This is a genomic window from Micromonospora sp. CPCC 206060 (assembly GCF_036906895.1).
Lineage (GTDB): Bacteria > Actinomycetota > Actinomycetes > Mycobacteriales > Micromonosporaceae > Micromonospora.
In genome coordinates, this window is the sequence record NZ_JBAKHU010000019.1 from 29,820 (window position 1) to 45,300 (window position 15,481).

The 15,481-nt window shown below is 70.1% G+C and carries 12 protein-coding genes and 1 pseudogene; 9 read left to right on the forward strand and 4 right to left on the reverse strand.

Annotation, left to right across the window (positions count from 1 at the left end; translation table 11 throughout):
* Positions 1-47: 47 nt before the first annotated feature.
* Positions 48-1,103: a LacI family DNA-binding transcriptional regulator gene (locus V6U90_RS14755; RefSeq protein WP_334435860.1), complete on the reverse strand. Its 1,056-nt coding sequence runs from the start codon at positions 1,101-1,103 to the stop codon at positions 48-50.
* A gap of 79 nt (positions 1,104-1,182) precedes the next feature.
* Complete coding sequence (locus V6U90_RS14760) at positions 1,183-3,738, reverse strand: GH32 C-terminal domain-containing protein (RefSeq protein ID WP_334435863.1); 2,556 nt, start codon at positions 3,736-3,738, stop codon at positions 1,183-1,185.
* 237 nt (positions 3,739-3,975) lie between these two features.
* Between V6U90_RS14760 and V6U90_RS14765 the strand changes: the two genes are divergently transcribed.
* The 5 genes and pseudogenes from V6U90_RS14765 to V6U90_RS14785 all read left to right on the forward strand — a co-directional run.
* On the forward strand, positions 3,976-5,058 hold the full coding sequence (locus V6U90_RS14765) for a substrate-binding domain-containing protein (RefSeq protein WP_334435866.1): 1,083 nt from the start codon (positions 3,976-3,978) through the stop codon (positions 5,056-5,058).
* Between the two features lie 99 nt (positions 5,059-5,157).
* Positions 5,158-6,195: an ABC transporter permease gene (locus V6U90_RS14770; RefSeq protein WP_334435869.1), complete on the forward strand. Its 1,038-nt coding sequence runs from the start codon at positions 5,158-5,160 to the stop codon at positions 6,193-6,195.
* On the forward strand, positions 6,192-7,031 hold the full coding sequence (locus tag V6U90_RS14775; protein WP_334435872.1) for an ATP-binding cassette domain-containing protein: 840 nt from the start codon (positions 6,192-6,194) through the stop codon (positions 7,029-7,031). The genes V6U90_RS14770 and V6U90_RS14775 overlap by 4 nt, the downstream gene beginning before the upstream one ends.
* A gap of 44 nt (positions 7,032-7,075) precedes the next feature.
* The gene (locus V6U90_RS14780; protein ID WP_334435874.1) at positions 7,076-8,008 is read left to right on the forward strand and encodes a carbohydrate kinase family protein; all 933 of its coding nucleotides are present in this window, start codon (positions 7,076-7,078) and stop codon (positions 8,006-8,008) included.
* Positions 8,009-8,051: 43 nt separating this feature from the next.
* A pseudogene (locus V6U90_RS14785) lies at positions 8,052-8,192 on the forward strand (IS1380 family transposase); the annotation flags it as partial.
* Between the two features lie 19 nt (positions 8,193-8,211).
* On the opposite strand, the gene V6U90_RS14790 reads toward V6U90_RS14785, so the two are convergent.
* Positions 8,212-9,390, reverse strand: coding sequence for a low temperature requirement protein A (locus V6U90_RS14790; protein ID WP_334435877.1), 1,179 nt, complete (start codon positions 9,388-9,390; stop codon positions 8,212-8,214).
* Between the two features lie 232 nt (positions 9,391-9,622).
* Positions 9,623-10,039: a hypothetical protein gene (locus V6U90_RS14795; RefSeq protein ID WP_334435879.1), complete on the reverse strand. Its 417-nt coding sequence runs from the start codon at positions 10,037-10,039 to the stop codon at positions 9,623-9,625.
* Between the two features lie 211 nt (positions 10,040-10,250).
* Here V6U90_RS14795 and V6U90_RS14800 point away from each other — a divergent pair, with 211 nt between their 5' ends.
* The 4 genes from V6U90_RS14800 to V6U90_RS14815 all read left to right on the forward strand — a co-directional run bounded on the left by V6U90_RS14800 (position 10,251) and on the right by V6U90_RS14815 (position 15,455).
* Positions 10,251-10,574, forward strand: coding sequence for an FG-GAP repeat domain-containing protein (locus tag V6U90_RS14800; protein ID WP_334435882.1), 324 nt, complete (start codon positions 10,251-10,253; stop codon positions 10,572-10,574).
* Positions 10,574-12,697, forward strand: coding sequence for a family 43 glycosylhydrolase (locus V6U90_RS14805; protein ID WP_334435884.1), 2,124 nt, complete (start codon positions 10,574-10,576; stop codon positions 12,695-12,697). Before V6U90_RS14800 ends, V6U90_RS14805 begins: the two co-directional genes overlap by 1 nt.
* A 125-nt stretch (positions 12,698-12,822) precedes the next feature.
* Complete coding sequence (locus V6U90_RS14810; protein ID WP_334435886.1) at positions 12,823-14,376, forward strand: sugar ABC transporter ATP-binding protein; 1,554 nt, start codon at positions 12,823-12,825, stop codon at positions 14,374-14,376.
* A complete protein-coding gene (locus V6U90_RS14815) occupies positions 14,373-15,455 on the forward strand; it encodes an ABC transporter permease (RefSeq protein ID WP_334435888.1) in 1,083 nt (360 codons plus the stop codon). The genes V6U90_RS14810 and V6U90_RS14815 overlap by 4 nt, the downstream gene beginning before the upstream one ends.
* Positions 15,456-15,481 lie beyond the last annotated feature (26 nt).

A 15,481-nucleotide genomic window follows, 5' to 3' on the forward strand; every position in this document is an offset into this window, starting at 1 on the left:
CCGGCCGCCGATGCGCGGACAAGAGACGAATCTGCTGGCTACCGCGATCAGCGCCCGTAATGGGGCCCGAGGATCTCGCCGGAGCCCCTGGGGATCAGGCGGGTGGCGACGAGGTGCGCGGTGGGGTGCCACTGTTCTCCGTCGAGACGTCGGAAGATCAGTGCGGCGGCAACCTGGCCCATCTCCGACGGGTTCTGCGCGATGACGGTGACGGCCGGCTGGAGGAGGTCGGCGAGAGGGAAGTCGTCGAAGCCGACAAGCGCGATCTGCTGCTGCCGGCCGAGTTGTTGAAGGGCCCGGATGGCGCCGATGGTGACCAGGTTCTGGGAGGTGAACAGGGCGGTGGGCGGGGCGTCGGTGGCCAGCAGTCGACGGACGGCGCCCTCGGCGTCACGCTCGGTGTGCAGGTCGTGCACGATGTTCGCGGGCGCGGGCCGGATGCCGTGGTCGCTGAGCGCCTCCTTGAAACCCTGGAAGCGCTGCCGGGCGGTCGGGATCGTCTGCAGGTCGCCGAGGTAGGCGATCTCTCGGTGGCCGTGCCGGACGAGGTGGTGTACGGCGGCAGCGGCACCGTCGTGGTTGTCGGTGAGTACGGCGTCCACGGACAGCCCGGCCGGGGGCCGGTCGACGAAGACGACGGGAGTGCCGGCATTGATCTCGGTCATCAGGTAGCTCTGGTCGTCGCTGGCGGGAACGACGACGAGGGCGTCGGCCTGCCGCATGGTGAAGGCACGGACCAGGTCGCGTTCCCGCTGCGGGTTCTCGTCGACACTCCCGGCGAAGATCAGCACCTGCCGTTCCCGCGCGGCGTCCTCCAGCGCCCGGTGCAGGGCGGCGGAGAACGGGTTGGCCAGGTCCTCCAGTACGGCCGCAATTGCCGCGCTGCGACCGCCGGCGCGGCGCAGGCTGCTGGCGGTGAAGTTCGGCCGGTAGTCGAGCTGGGTAACGGCCCGCTGTACGGCGGCGATCTTCGACGGGGAGACGCCAGGCTCACCGTTGACCACCCGGGAGGCCGTCTTTGTGCTCACGCCGGCAAGTACGGCGACGTCCCGCAGGGTGGGCCGCGCCCGGACGGCTGTCGGCGCGGAGGTGGCACTGTTCATGAGCGCTCCTACCGGGGGACGGCTCCGGGAGCCGCGATCCATGGCCGCGACCCCCGAACGGCTGATGATCGGGTTCAGGCTATCGCCACACCGACCGCAGCGGACGGATGGTGAGCGAGCGCACCAGCACCGCACCGCCCTCAGCGAACAGGCGGGTCTGATCGTTGCCGGGCGCGGGGAAGATCTGGTCGGTGATGGTGGCCTGCCCCGCCCCGCCGAAGACCTCGACGGAGGACCGGTCCACGTAGATCGTCATCCGTACCCGATTGCCGTCGACGGTGAGCGGACCGGAGTGCACGCCGGGGAAGTGTGGGCTGAACGCCACCTCGCCCGAGCGGGTCCGGTCGACGAACAGGCGCCGGGCGGCGGAGTCATATCCGATGACGGTCTGCTCGCCGGCGCCACTGCGGACATGCAGGCCGAACCGATCCGCGTCACGGAGTTCGAACTCCGCCTCGATCTCCAGGACAGTCCCGTCGGCAGCCGCCGGCAGGTCCCGCACACCCGGTTCGACGACGGCGTCGCGCAGTGTGAAGGTGTCGCCGGCTCCCCGGAGACGGTGGATCTGCGCGACTGGTTGCTGGACCAGACGGATTCTGCCGTCGATCGTGGCGAGGCCGAATTCCCGGGGCAGGGCCATGGCGCCGCGCCACGGGGTGGTCGGGATTGTGCCGGCGTACTGCCAGTTGTTCATCCACCCGATGAGCACCCGCTTGCCGCCGGGGACGCCGTGGTAGGAGATGGCCGCATAGTAGTCCTTGCCGTAGTCGACCCAGTCGTAGCGCTCCAGCTCGCTGAGCGCCGGCCGGTCGGCGAGCATGATGTGGTCGACGAGAAGGTGGCCCCAGTCGCCGGCGTTGAAGTCGTTGATTTCGAGGCGGGCCTGCCGGCCGGCCAGGTCGCGGACGTCCCAGGCCACCCAGTCGAGGCGTTCGCTGTTCTTGCCGGTGGCGGTGCGCACCACCTGCCCGTCGACGACGAGGTTGACCGCGGTCTCCACCGACCGGGGTGCCACCGGCTCGTCCGTGGCGATCAGGTGGTCCACCAGCAGGTGCCCCCAGCCCTCGGTGTGCTCGTCGACGATCCGAAGCTGGGCGCTGCGCCCCCGGTACTGGCTCACGTCCCAACTGCGCCAGTTCATGAAGCCCGAGAAGTTCCCGGTGCCGGTTCGGACGACCTCGCCATCGACGAGCAGCTCCACCACGGTCCGTGCGTCCCCGTCGAGGTGGCCGCCGGCGCCGGTGAGGACGCTGAGGTGGTTCCGGCCAATGGTGAACGCCGGTGAGGTCAGCGTGCCGGTCGTCGTGTCGGCCTCATAGAACGTGGTGAGCAGCTTGTTGCCCACGTGTCCGCGTTCGGACCGGGCTGGGCCGACCACGGGTGTCCGGTCGCGCAGCGCGCCGGTGGCCGTCCAGCCGGCCTGCTCGTAGGTCTGGCCGTCGGGCAGCTCGAAGTCGAGCACCGCCTCGGCGTCTGCGGGTACGAACTCGGTGGTGGTGCCGGGCAGGTGCGGGTGCGCGCCCCCGCCGACGAGGAGGTTCACGTAGTCCTGCCCGAGGGTGAACTCGGGGGAGACCAGTCGTCCCTTCGGCGTGTCGAAGCCCAGGAAGCTGTTGACCAGCGACCGGCCCCGGTAGCCGCTGACCTGCTGCTGGCCGGGGACCGTCCCGGGATAGGGAGCGGTGGCGAACGGCCCGGGTCCCAGCGTCGGGTCGTTCTCGACCAACCACCCTGGGTAGTCGCCGCCCTCGAAGTCGGCGAAGAGCGTCCCGGCCGGTGGTTCCGGCTCGCCTGTGACGATGTTGTCGGCGGTGAACCGGGTGCCGTCCCAGTCGCCGATGAAGTACTGGGCGCCCGACCCGCCGGCCACCGCCCCCGGGTTCAGGTTGACCACCAGCACCCACTTGGTGCGGCGCGGGTCACCGTCGACCGGGAGTTCGAACAGGTCCGGTACCTCCCAGACGCCACCGGTGGCGTTCGCCGGCCCGAAGTCGCTGAGGTGGGTCCACGAGGTCAGGTCGGCGGAGCGGTAGAAGCTGACCTTGTGCTCGGTGGCCAGCACAACGGCCATGACCCAGTAGCCGGATTCGGCGTCCCAGAACACCTTCGGGTCGCGGAACTCGCGGGAGCCGAGGTCGAGCACCGGGTTCCCGGCGTACGCGGTCCAGGTCCGCCCGCGGTCGGTGCTGTAGGCCAGCGACTGTGCCTGGATGCCGGTGGCCGGGTACGCGCTGGTGTAGATGGCGACCATGGCTGGCGCGCCAGGGCGACCGAGGCCGGAGGTGTTCTTCTCGTCCACCACGATCGATCCGGAGAAGATGTGCTCGTCGGAGGAGTACGGGAGAACGACGGGCAGCTCCTCCCAGTGGAACAGGTCGCGGCTGACCGCGTGCCCCCAGGACATGTTGCCCCACTGCGCGCTCTCGGGGTTGTACTGGTAGAACAGGTGCCACTCACCCTGGTACCAGACCAGCCCGTTCGGGTCGTTCATCCAGTTCCGCTCGGGACTGAAGTGGATCTGCGGGCGGTGCGGCTCGTCTCTCGTCCCGGGTGGCGCACCATTGGCGGTGGCGCCGGGCAGCGTGGCTACCACGGCGGCCGCCGCGCACGCGGCCATCCATCGTCGGATCCTCATTCACATCCTCCGTCCCGTGGACGCCGGCCGTCCCGGGCCGGCGGAGGTGTTCGGTGGAGGCATCCTGCGGGCCCTTGACATCGATGTCAACAGTCATGTCGATACTCCTGGCACGTTCTGGAAAAGCCTTCGTCATGCCATTGACATCGCCGGGTCGCTGACTGGAAACTGCTCTGACATCGTTGTCATCACTGCTCCGCCTGGCCGGCGGCCGGGGGAGTTGGCAAGGGGGAAGACATGATCCAGCGCATCGGCCGCGGCCGTACCGCGCTGCTGCTCGCCGTCGTCACGGCGAGCAGCATGCTCGTCAGCGGATGCGGCGACGGCTCCGGCGGAACCGGCGGGGCGGGCGACAGCGTCGCCGTATCCCTGATCACCAAGAACTCCACGAACCCGTTCTTCGTGACCATGCAGCAGGGCGCGAAGAAGGCCGCAGAGGCGGAGGGCGTGAAACTCACCCTCGCCGCAGGCAAGGAAGACGGGGACGAGGCCGGCCAGGTGCAGGCCATCGAGGATGCCATCGCCCGCGGTGACGAGGGCATCCTGATCACCCCGAACGGCCCCGGCGTGAACCCCGCCATCAAGAAGGCCCGCGACGCCGGGCTCTACGTGATCGCTCTGGACACCCCGCCCGACCCGGCCGACACCGTGGACATCACCTTCGCCACCGACAACTTCAAGGCCGGCGAACTCGTCGGCAAGTGGACTGCCGCCCAACTCGCCGGCAAGCCGGCGACCATCGCCCTGCTCGACCTGTTCAATGACAAGGTCGTCTCCGTCGACTACGACCGGGACCAGGGCTTCCTCACCGGCATGGGCATCGACACGGCCGACCGGAAGAAGAACGGCGACGAGGCGAAGACCGGCAGCTACTCCGGCGGCAGCTACGCGATCGCCTGCAACGAGCCGACCCAGGGCGCCGAGGACGGCGGACGGACCGCCATGGAGACCTGCCTGACGAAGAACCCCGGCATCAACGTCGTCTACACCATCAACGAACCAGCCGCAGTCGGTGCGTACAAGGCACTGCAGGCGGCGGGCAAGACCCAGGGCGTTCTGGTCGTCTCCATCGACGGCGGCTGCGACGGCGTCCGGCAGGTCAAGGACGGCGTCATCGGCGCCACCTCGCAGCAGTACCCGCTGAAGATGGCCGAACTTGGCGTGCAGGCCATCAAGAAGATCGCCAACGGCGGCGAGAAGCCGCAGGTCACCAGCGGCCTCGACTTTTTCGACACCGGCGTCACCCTGGTCGCCGACACCGCCGCCACCGGCGTCGAGAGCATCACCAGCGCCGAAGCCGCCACGCGCTGCTGGGGCTGAGCCCACAGCCGCCCCGGTCGAGGCGCCCAAGAGCCTGCTCCCCCAGGCCCTCGACCAGGCAGTACGTCCGCCTCCGTTGACACCGGCAGGGAGCTTCCCGTGACCACCACGACACCACCACCACCACCGACCACCGCCGCGCAGCAGTTCGCCCTACGCCGACACTCGCCGCTGCAACGCGTCCAGCACCTGCTGCACGCGCACCCCGCGATCAGCCCGTTCCTCGTGCTGGTCATCGCGTTTGTCGTCTTCTCCACCCTCAACCCGCGCTTCGCCTCGCCCAACTCGCTGTCGTTGGTGCTGCAGCAGGTGGCGGTGATCGGCGCGCTCGCGGTCGGGCAGACACTGATCATTTTGACCGCCGGCATCGACCTGTCGGTCGGCGCGATCGTCATCCTGGCCATGATGCTGTCAGCCAAACTCGCCGAGGGACAAGGGCTTCCCGGCGCCCTGGCCATCTGTCTCGCCATCGCGGTCGGTGCGGCCGCAGGCGCACTCAACGGCGCGCTGGTGACCCGGCTGAAGTTGCCGCCCTTCATCGTCACCCTCGGTACGCTCAGTGTCTTCACCGCCATCGGGCTGCTCTACTCCAGCGGCCAGAGCGTCCAGGCCACGGACCTGCCACCCGTGCTCAGCTGGACCGGCGAGTCGTTCCCGCTGGGCCCATTCCGGATCACTATCGGCGTGGTCGCGGTCGTGGTCCTGTACCTGGCGGTGGGCTTCGCCCTGTCCAAGACCGCCTGGGGCCGGCACGTCTATGCGGTCGGAGACGACAAGGAGGCGGCCAGGCTCGCCGGCATCCGGGTCGACCGGGTCCTGCTCGGCGTCTACCTGGCAGCGGGCGCGATCTACGGCATCACCGCCTGGATCCTCATCGGCCGGGCGGGCGCGGCCAGCCCGAACGCCATCACCGACGCCAACCTGGAGAGCATCACCGCCGTGGTGATCGGCGGCACCAGCCTCTTCGGCGGCCGGGGAGCGTTGCTCGGCACCCTCCTCGGCGCGCTGATCGTCGGCTTCTTCCGTAGCGGTCTGGCGCTGGCCGGAGTCGACGACCAGTACCGCGTTCTCGCCGTCGGGCTACTGGTGATCCTCGCCGTGGCCGTGGACCAGTGGATCAGGAAGGTGAGGGCATGACCGCCACCACGCACACCCCCGGTAGTCGGCTCCACACGGCCGAGCCCGACCAGCGCACCCCCGTGCTCTCCGCCCGCGGCCTGGTCAAGACGTTCGGCAAGGTCGTCGGACTCGACGGGGTCGATCTCAACCTCTACCCCGGCGAGGTGCTCGCCGTCATCGGCGACAACGGCGCCGGCAAGTCCACACTCATCAAGTGCCTCACCGGGGCGCTGACCCCGGACGCCGGGGAGCTGTTCCTGGAGGGCAGGCCAGCGCACTTCAAGCGCCCCCAGGACGCTCGGGACGCCGGCATCGAGACGGTCTACCAGACCCTGGCCGTCGTTCCGGCACTGGACATCGCCAGCAACCTCTTCCTCGGACGGGAGAAGCGCCGGCGCGGACCGCTCGGCACCGTGTTCCGCATGCTCGACCAGAAGGGCATGCGACGCGAGGCCGCCCAGGCACTGGCCGACCTCGGCATCGGCACCCTGCAGAACGTGGCGCAGGCCGTCGAGACCCTCTCCGGCGGCCAGCGGCAGGCCGTATCGGTCGCGCGGGCCGCCGCCTTCGGCAGCAAGGTGATCGTGCTCGACGAACCCACCGCCGCGCTCGGGGTCAAAGAGTCCAACCAGGTGCTCAGAATGATCGAGGAGGTACGGTCGCGAGGGCTGCCGGTCATCCTCATCAGCCACAACATGCCGCACGTCTTCGAGGTCGCTGACCGCATCCACATCCAGCGACTGGGCCGCTGCGCCGGCGTGGTCACCCCGCAGTCCCACACCATGCCCGAGGCCGTGGCCATCATGACCGGCGCCACCACCCTCGAGCAGAACCCCGGCCAGCACGGCGCCTGAGCAACCTGTGAATGCCCCGGCGCGAAGGCCCAGAAGGAGTACGCGTGATCACCGTCGTCGGTGAAACTGTGGTGGACATGATCAGGCAGCCGACGGGGCGCCTGGTCAGCCACCCCGGAGGCAGCCCCGCGAACGTGGCTGTGGCCCTTTCGCGGCTCGGACACCCCACCGCATTGGTGACCCAACTTGGCGACGATCCGCCCGGACGGATGCTTCTCGCTCACCTGAGAGCCAACGGGGTGCACGTGACCCCTGGCTCTGTGCGGCCACAGGGCACCACCAGCGTCGCCCACACGCGTCTGGATCCGGATGGGCAGGCCAGCTACGACTTCAACATCACCTGGGACACCATCGTCGACGCAGCTCTCGATCCGAGTTCGATCAGCGGCTGCCTGCACACCGGCTCGCTCGCCGCGGTCCTCGAACCCGGCGCCGGAGACGTCCTGGCACTGCTTCAACGCGCGCGCTCCACCTCGATGATCAGCTTCGATCCCAACTGCCGCCCCTCGGTGACAACAGACGTGGCCACCACGCGTCAGCGGATCGAAATGCTGGTCGCTACCAGTGACATCGTCAAGGTCAGCGTGGAGGACCTCGCCTGGCTCTACCCACGACGACGCTATGACGCCATCGCGGAGAGTTGGCTACGTCTCGGCGCTGTCCTCGTCGTCGTAACACTCGGCGACCGAGGCGCGTGGGCGTCGACCCACCATCACCGCCTGCTGGTGGACGCACATCCCGTCGAGGTAGTCGACACCATCGGGGCGGGCGACGCCTTCACCGCCGGCATGCTGGCCGCGGTCGCCGAGAAGGGACTGCTCACGGGGAGCCGTCGCCCTGACCTCGCCGCAGCAGACCGCGCAACCCTCAACGAGGTCGTCGGTCACGCTTGCCAGGTCGCCGCACGAACATGCGCTCGCCAGGGCGCGGATCCGCCCACCCGCGCAGAACTTTCACAGGCCGCCACCGGGTGCTGAGCCTGGATCCGTGGGATCCGTCGATCCGTCGATCCGTCGGTCGGCTGTGCTGCGCCGGCACCTGGTGGCCCTCGCCCAGCGCACCGCCGTGCTGGACGGCATCGACGGCCGCTGCTTCATCGACATCGACTCGCTGCTGCGGCCGGTGTACGGGCGCGCCAAGCAGGGCGCCACCTACGGGCACGCGTCGGGGCTGCTTGCGCCTACAGGGCGGGTGCTGGTGGCTCGGCTGGGTTTCCGTAGGCGCGGATGGCGTCCGAGACGGCGATCCCGGCCAGCACGAGGGTTCCGGCGAGGGCGGCCATCAGTGCGGGTACGAGCACCATGGCCGGTGCGGAAACGGCCAACACGAGCAGGCCGACGAGTCGGGACGGAGACACCCGGCTGAACACCTCGTATTCGAATCGGATGCGTCCGGCCAGGAACAGTGCGGGTCCACCGAGTATGACGCCGACCAGCCAGGGCGTGGGGTGCTCGGTGGGATGGGCGATGACGATTTCGAATCCGGCAGCGGCGGCGACCACGCCGGCAACCATGAGCACGTGCGTGTAGGGCGAGGACCTCACGAACCTGCCTGGATCTCGCGAGGACTCGATGGCAGCTTGGAGCAGGGCCCCGGCGCGATAGACGTAGATCTGCCACAGCAGCACGGTGGCGGCGAACGCGGCGAGGAGCGCCGCTGTGCGGCCGCCCGTCAGATCGTTGTCGGCGTAGGTCAGGACGGTGACGAGGATGAGGTCGCCGAGGGCAAGGGTGAAGAACTGCTGGTAACGCTCCGCCAGGTGGTCGGCTGCCACCCTGTACTGGGACATCGGTACTCGACCGAGTCGGGGTGTCGGATAGCGAAGCCAGGCTGATCCGTAGTCGATGGCGAGCCCAGCCGCCCACAGCAGGCCCCGCGCTGTGCCGGACACGAGGCCGCCGGCAAGCCATGGTACGGCGGAGACAAGGAACCAGAAGATGAACCGCCCGACGTGCAGTCGCGCCTGGCGTCCGGACAGCGCGGAGACCAGGAAGATGCCCCGGCCAACGTGGATCGCCACGTACGCTCCCGCGAACACGATGGCATGGCTGGAGAAGGCCGTGGGCAGCGCACCGGCCATCAGGATGGCGCCGAGCATGGCCCAGAGCGTCATGACGAAAATGGGAGGACGCTGCGGATGGTGGAGGTCGGTCACCAGTGCAGTGACAGACCAGACCCACCAGATCGCCATCAGATGCACCACGGCGTGAAGGACGCCGCCTGCGTCGAGATTGTGGGCCAGGGTCCGCGAGATCAGGGCGAGTGCGGCAACGAACGCCAGATCAAAGAACAGCTCCAGCAGGGTCGTTCGTTGCGGGCCGCCCTCACGCACCAGCCCAACGGCTTGATCGGTCCTCATCGGTCGCCCGCCATGATTGACTCCGGGGTCGCGAAGGGCCGACGGCAGTTACCAACAGGGAAACCGACCGGATCCGGAGATTCTCAGAGGTGTCTGGCACCTACGGTAGCAGATTTTCGCCCTAAACCCACGAAAAGGTGCGATACCTGCTGTCGACACCGCGTCAAGAACTGGCTCTGGTGCAACATCTCGCGATTGACGGCAGCTCCGGCGTTGATTCACCGCGTCCGGATCAGGCGTAGTCCCACTCCGCCAGGTCGTCAACCTCGGTCACAATCTCACCGTCGAACACCACCATGATCCCCAGCTCAGTTGGCCTGGGCGCCTCCGCAAACCTGACCTCCCACGCCCGCCCGGCGCGGAAGGTCAGGTCCGGGTCCCAGCGCGCGGCCGGCGCCTCCAGCCCGGCGGCCTCCGCTGCCAGCTCCAGCAACCGGTCCGCGTCTCGGCAGACCGCGTCGATGAAATCAGGTTCGAGGCTCGCCGCCGGCTCACCGTCCAACAGCACATAGACGGGTATGCGCGGATGCTTCCGCAGCCACCCCGACCAGCACACCACTCCCGGCGGCGCGTCATCGGCCGGAGCGAGCCCCTCGACGCCCACCAACCGTGGCAGTTCCACCGCGCCATCATGCGCCACTGCCAGCACGACAGGCCGCTAGCCACGGATGTTCTGTCCCATGGCCGAGCCCATCGGCCGCTTGTGTCGCACCCTGCTCGCCGCGCTCGCCGGAACGTGTGACCGGACCACGGCACCCGATCGACCCGTACCGGCCCGCAGGCCCGGCCAGCGAGCTGCTGACGGTCGCGGCCAGGGCGGTGTTCCTCACCTGCTACAGCGTGGTTTCGCCGTTGCCGCAGTGGGCGATGTCAACGGTGACGGGCGCGACGACATCGTGACGTTCACCCGGGGCGCCACCGGCGACGTGTTCGTGTCGCTGTCCGACGGCACGCGCTTCGTCCCCCAGGCCGGCAAGTGGCACGACTGGTTCGTGGTGGGCGACGAGCTGCCCGGCATAGGCGACTTCAACGGCGACGGGAGGGCGGATGTGGTGACGTACACCCGGGGCACCAGAGCAGACGTGTACGTGGCGTTGTCGACCGGCGGTGGCTTCGGTGCCGGTACCAGGTGGCACGACCAGTTCGCGCCCGGCACCGATCTGCCCCGGCCGAGCGTGTCGTGATGCGCGTACTCCGGATGCTCGCGGTGCTCCTGCTCGGCGCCGCCCTGGTGGCCGTCCCGGTCCGACCGGCCACCGCCGACGACGTCGTACGGGTGGAGGCGGAGTCGCTGACGGTGTCCTCGGCCACCGCGCCGGTCGAGGCCCAGGCCGACTGCTGCGGAGTGAGCTGGTCGGCCGGCCGGCAACTCTGGTTCCGTGCCGGTCGGGCGGGGGACTCGGTCATCGTCACGCTGCCGCCGGTGCCGGCCGGGCAGTACGACATCGGCGGGGTGTTCACGCGCGCCGCCGACTACGGGACCCTGCGCTTCGCCATCGACGGCGTGGCCGTCGGTCAGCACTTCGACGGGTACGCCCCCACCGTGCGGCGCGTCGAGGCGGTGCCGCTGGGCTCGGCATCGCTGGCCGCCGGTACCCACCGGTTGACGGTGACGGTGACCGGCCGGTCCGCGTCCTCGACCGGGTTCTTCGCCGGTCTGGACACGATCTCGCTGCGCCGCGTCGGCCCGCTGGCGGCGGTCACCACCACGCCGTACGAGACGGTGGGTGAGACACCGTCGCGGGGGCCGCTGACCCGGGTCTACGACCCGAGCGTGGGAGAGCCGGTGGCGTGGTACTACAACGACCACACCATCGTTCGTGACCAGCGGACCGGGCTGTGGCACGTGTTCGCCATCACCCACGCGGAGCCGGGTGCGCCGCAGGACGAGAAGACGTTCGGTCACGCGACGGCGCTGACACCCACCGGGCCGTGGACGAAACACCCACCGGCGCTGGTGGCCGACCCGGGGGCGGGCGAACAGTGGATCTGGGCCCCGCACATCGTCTACGACCGTGGCGTCTACTACATGTTCTACGCGGCCGGAAACCCCGACTACGCCGCCTACCGGATGCACCTGGCCACCTCGACCGACCTGTTCACCTGGACCCGCAGCCCGGCCAACCCGTTGTTCACCGACGGTTGGGAGGGACGCGATCCGATGGTGACCCGGGTCGGTGACCGGTGGGTCATGTACTACACGGCGACCTCCAGCCCGCAGGGCGGTAACCATGTGGTGGCCTACCGCACCAGTACCGACCTGCGCACCTGGAGCGCCCGCGGCGTGGCGTACACGTCGCCGTACACCGGCCGGGAGGCCGGGCAGACGGAGTCGCCCTTCGTGGTGCGCCGGGGGGACTGGTGGTATCTCTTCGTCTGCTGCGACGGCACCGACTATGGCGCGGCGTACCGGCGTACCGCCGTTTACCGCAGTCGGGACGCGCTGCGCTTCGAGGGGGCGGAGAAGGTGACCGTCCTCGACGCGCACGCCGCGGAAATGGTGGTCGACGGCGAGAACTGGTACCTGAGCCACGCCGGTTGGGGCCAGGGTGGGCTGTGGCTCGCCCCGTTGGTCTGGTCCACCGGGGTGGTCGCCCGCGGTTACACGGTGAGTACCGGCTTCCTCCGGGCCGACGTGCGGACCTGGCCGCACACCCGGATCGCGTCCCTGGCGGTCGACCCGGCCGGCGCGGGGACGTACCGGCCGGCGTTGGACTCGTCGCACCGGGGCACCGGCCCGTACCTGGCGGTCGGTCGTTTCGACGTCACCGACCGGGCGGGCCCGCCGGCCCGGGTGGACGTCTCCGCCGACGGCTCCCGGATCAACCTGGTCGGGATTCCGATGGGTGACGAGCCGGTGACCGCCGACTGGCTGCTCACGGTGGCGCCCCGATGGACCGGGCCGTCGTTGCAGAGTGACGTCACCTGGTCGGTCAACGGGCCGACGACGGCGGCGGTGTGGGAGGCGGCGTTCAACGTCGACGGTGCCCTTCCGGCGGTCGGCGACCCGGCGGTCGCGGCCCGGCCGACCGGGGACGTGACCGGGATGCCGACGTGGACGATGACCTCCGGTCCGGGCCTGTCGCTGGTCGCCGCGCACCGGTGGGCGTCGGCCTGGCGGGGCGACAACACCTGGTACGACGCCGGTCACCCGATGGCGGCCTGGCAGCCGCTCTGGCGTGCCGGGGGCACGTCGTGGTCGCCCGGGCGGTACCCGGGCGGGACGTGGCGGTTCGCTGCCAGCGGGTCGAACGGGGACACCGCGTTCGCCGACACCGTCTACGCGGCCATCAACGCCGTGCCGTGAGCGGTGGGGACGGTGCGGCGGGGTGCGACCACCCCGCCGTATCCGGCCGATGGTCTTGACAGTGGGTCGACGCTCATCTATTTTCCGTCAGAAATCGATTTCTTGCCTCTATCCCGGGAGCCCGCGTGAGCGATCAGGTGATCGTCGCCATGACGGGCATCGCGAAACGGTTCGGCGGCGTCCACGCCCTGCGCGTCGTCGACCTCACCCTGCGGGCCGGCGAGGTGCATGCCCTGCTGGGGGAGAACGGGGCCGGCAAGTCGACCCTGATCAACGTCCTGTCCGGCGTCGTCACCGACTACGAGGGGGACATCTCGGTCCGTGGCGTGGCCGTGCGCTTCGCCAGCCCCGCCGCCGCCCAGGCCGCCGGCATCGCCACCATCCACCAGGAACTCGACCTCGTGCCGGCGCTGTCCGTGGCCGAGAACCTCGTCCTCGGCCGGGAACCGCGCACCCGGTTGCGGACCCTCGACCGGCGGGCGATGACCCGCACCGCCCGCGACTGGCTGGAACCGCTCGGCGTCGACATCGACCCGCGCCGTCCGGTCGGCTCACTGCGGGTCGGCGAGCAGCAACTCGTCGAGATCGCCAAGGCGCTGTCCCTCGACGCTCGCGTCCTCATCATGGACGAACCGACCGCCGCGCTCGCCGACGCCGAAGTCCGGCGACTGATGTCCACCATCCACGCGCTGCGCGAACGCGGGGTGGCCGTCGTCTACATCTCCCACCGGCTGGAGGAGATCGAACACATCGCCGACCAGGCCACCGTCCTGCGCAACGGCGAGGTGGCCGGGACGCTGCGCCCGGAGCACGCCGACCGGCAGCGGATCATCACACTGATGGTCGGCCGACCAACGGAGGCGCTGTTCGATCCGGGACCCCGCACCACCGGCCCGGCGCCGCCGCCGCTGCTCGTGGTGGAGAACCTGGCCGTACGGCCCCGGGTCACCCGCCCAGGCCGCTGCGAGCCGGCCGGGGTCAGCCTGACCGTCCGCACCGGGGAGATCGTCGGCCTGGCCGGGTTGATGGGGGCGGGCCGCACCGAACTGCTGGAGACGCTGTACGGCGCGGGTCCGGCCGGCCGGCACACCGGAGCGGTCCGGCTGGCCGGCCGTCCGTACGCGCCGCGCGGCCCCCGGTCCGCGTTGCGGGCCGGCGTCGGCTTCGTCCCCGAGGACCGCCGTCGCTCCGCCCTCGTCCTCGACCACCCCGTCGGCCAGAGCATCGTGCTGGCCGCCCTGCGCCGGCTGACCACCGCCGGCATCGTCCGGCGTGGACGCGAGCGGAACGCGGTACGCGAGCAGGTCGCCGCGCTGGCGATCAAGACCCCGTCGGCCGCCGCGCCGGTCGGCGCGCTCTCCGGCGGCAACCAGCAGAAGGTCGTCTTCGCGCGACACCTGCTCACCCGCCCCCGGCTGCTGCTGCTCGACGAACCCACCCGCGGGGTCGACATCGGCGCCAAGGCGGAGATCTACCGGCTGCTGCGCCGGCTGGCCGCCGACGGGATGGGCATTCTGCTCGCGTCATCGGAACTGCCCGAGCTGACCGGTGTCTGCGACCGGATCGTGGTGCTGCGGCGCGGACGTGCCGTCGCGGAACTCGCGGCCGACGGGTGTACGGGCGGGGACATCCTGGCCGCGGCGATGGGCGGCTCGGCCGCCGGGAAGGACGACGGATGACTCACGTCCGCGCAGCGGGGGAGAAAACCGGCACGCCGGTCCCGCCGGCCGGGGGCGGCGCGGCGGGTGGCCACCGGCGGTGGCGCCGTCCGGGCAGCCGGAGCGAACTCGTCGACCGGCTCTTCGCCGTCCAGAGCCTCTTCGCGCTGCTGGTGGTGTTCCTGGTGGCCATCGCCGTCTCACCCCGCCGCGACGGCGAGATCCTGTTCCTGTCCACGGAGAACCTCGGCAACATCGTCCGTGCGGTGTCCGAGATCGGGATCATCGCGGTCGGCATGACGTTCGTGGTCCTGCTCGGTGGCATCGACCTGTCGGTCGGCGCCATTCTCGGCCTGTCCGCCGTCGGCACCGCGACGCTGATGGTCGACTCCGGGCTCGGCATCCTGCCCGCGGTCACGGTCGTGCTGCTGATCGGCGCCACCTTCGGCGCGTTGCAGGGCTACGCGACGGCCCGCCTCGGCATCCAGTCGTTCATCGTCACCCTGGCGGGCCTACAGGTCGCGCGCGGCCTGGCCCGGATCTGGTCCGGTGGGCTCGGTATCCCGATCGCCTACGGCGACGGCCCCCAGGAGGCGCCCCCGGCGTTCGAGATCCTCAACGGCACCATCAACGGGGTGGTGCCCGTCCCGGCGGTGCTGTTCATCGGCATCGGCGTGGCCGCGATCGTCGTGCTGCGCAAGACCGCGTTCGCCCGCCACGTCTACGCCATCGGCGGCAACGAGAAGGCCGCCCGGCTCTCGGGCGTACCCGTGCTGCGGGTCAAGGTCGCTGTCTTCGCCATCGCGGGACTCCTCGCCGCCGTGGCCGGGATCATCCACGCGGGCCAGCTCAACCAGGGCAGCCCCAACGACGGCGCCGGCTACGAACTCGACGCGATCGCCGCGGTGGTCATCGGCGGCACCAGCCTGGCCGGGGGTACCGGCACGATGGGCGGCACGCTCGCCGGGGCGCTGCTGCTCGGCATCCTCAACAACATCCTCGCGCTCAACAACATCGATGCCAACGTGCAGCTACTGATCAAGGGACTGGTGATCGTGGCCGCCGCCGGGCTGCAGAAGCTACGCCGCAGCATCGTCTGAACCACCCTCCGAACAAGGAGCGTCAT

Excerpts from the sequence above, each read along its gene's own strand:
- V6U90_RS14760 (WP_334435863.1), bottom strand. The coding sequence starts at position 3,738 with ATGAGGATCCGACGATGGATGGCCGCGTGCGCGGCGGCCGCCGTGGTA.
- V6U90_RS14765 (WP_334435866.1), top strand. The coding sequence starts at position 3,976 with ATGATCCAGCGCATCGGCCGCGGCCGTACCGCGCTGCTGCTCGCCGTC.
- V6U90_RS14775 (WP_334435872.1), top strand. The coding sequence starts at position 6,192 with ATGACCGCCACCACGCACACCCCCGGTAGTCGGCTCCACACGGCCGAG.
- V6U90_RS14815 (WP_334435888.1), top strand. The coding sequence starts at position 14,373 with ATGACTCACGTCCGCGCAGCGGGGGAGAAAACCGGCACGCCGGTCCCG.
- V6U90_RS14755 (WP_334435860.1), bottom strand. The coding sequence starts at position 1,103 with ATGAACAGTGCCACCTCCGCGCCGACAGCCGTCCGGGCGCGGCCCACC.
- V6U90_RS14805 (WP_334435884.1), top strand. The coding sequence starts at position 10,574 with ATGCGCGTACTCCGGATGCTCGCGGTGCTCCTGCTCGGCGCCGCCCTG.
- V6U90_RS14790 (WP_334435877.1), bottom strand. The coding sequence starts at position 9,390 with ATGAGGACCGATCAAGCCGTTGGGCTGGTGCGTGAGGGCGGCCCGCAA.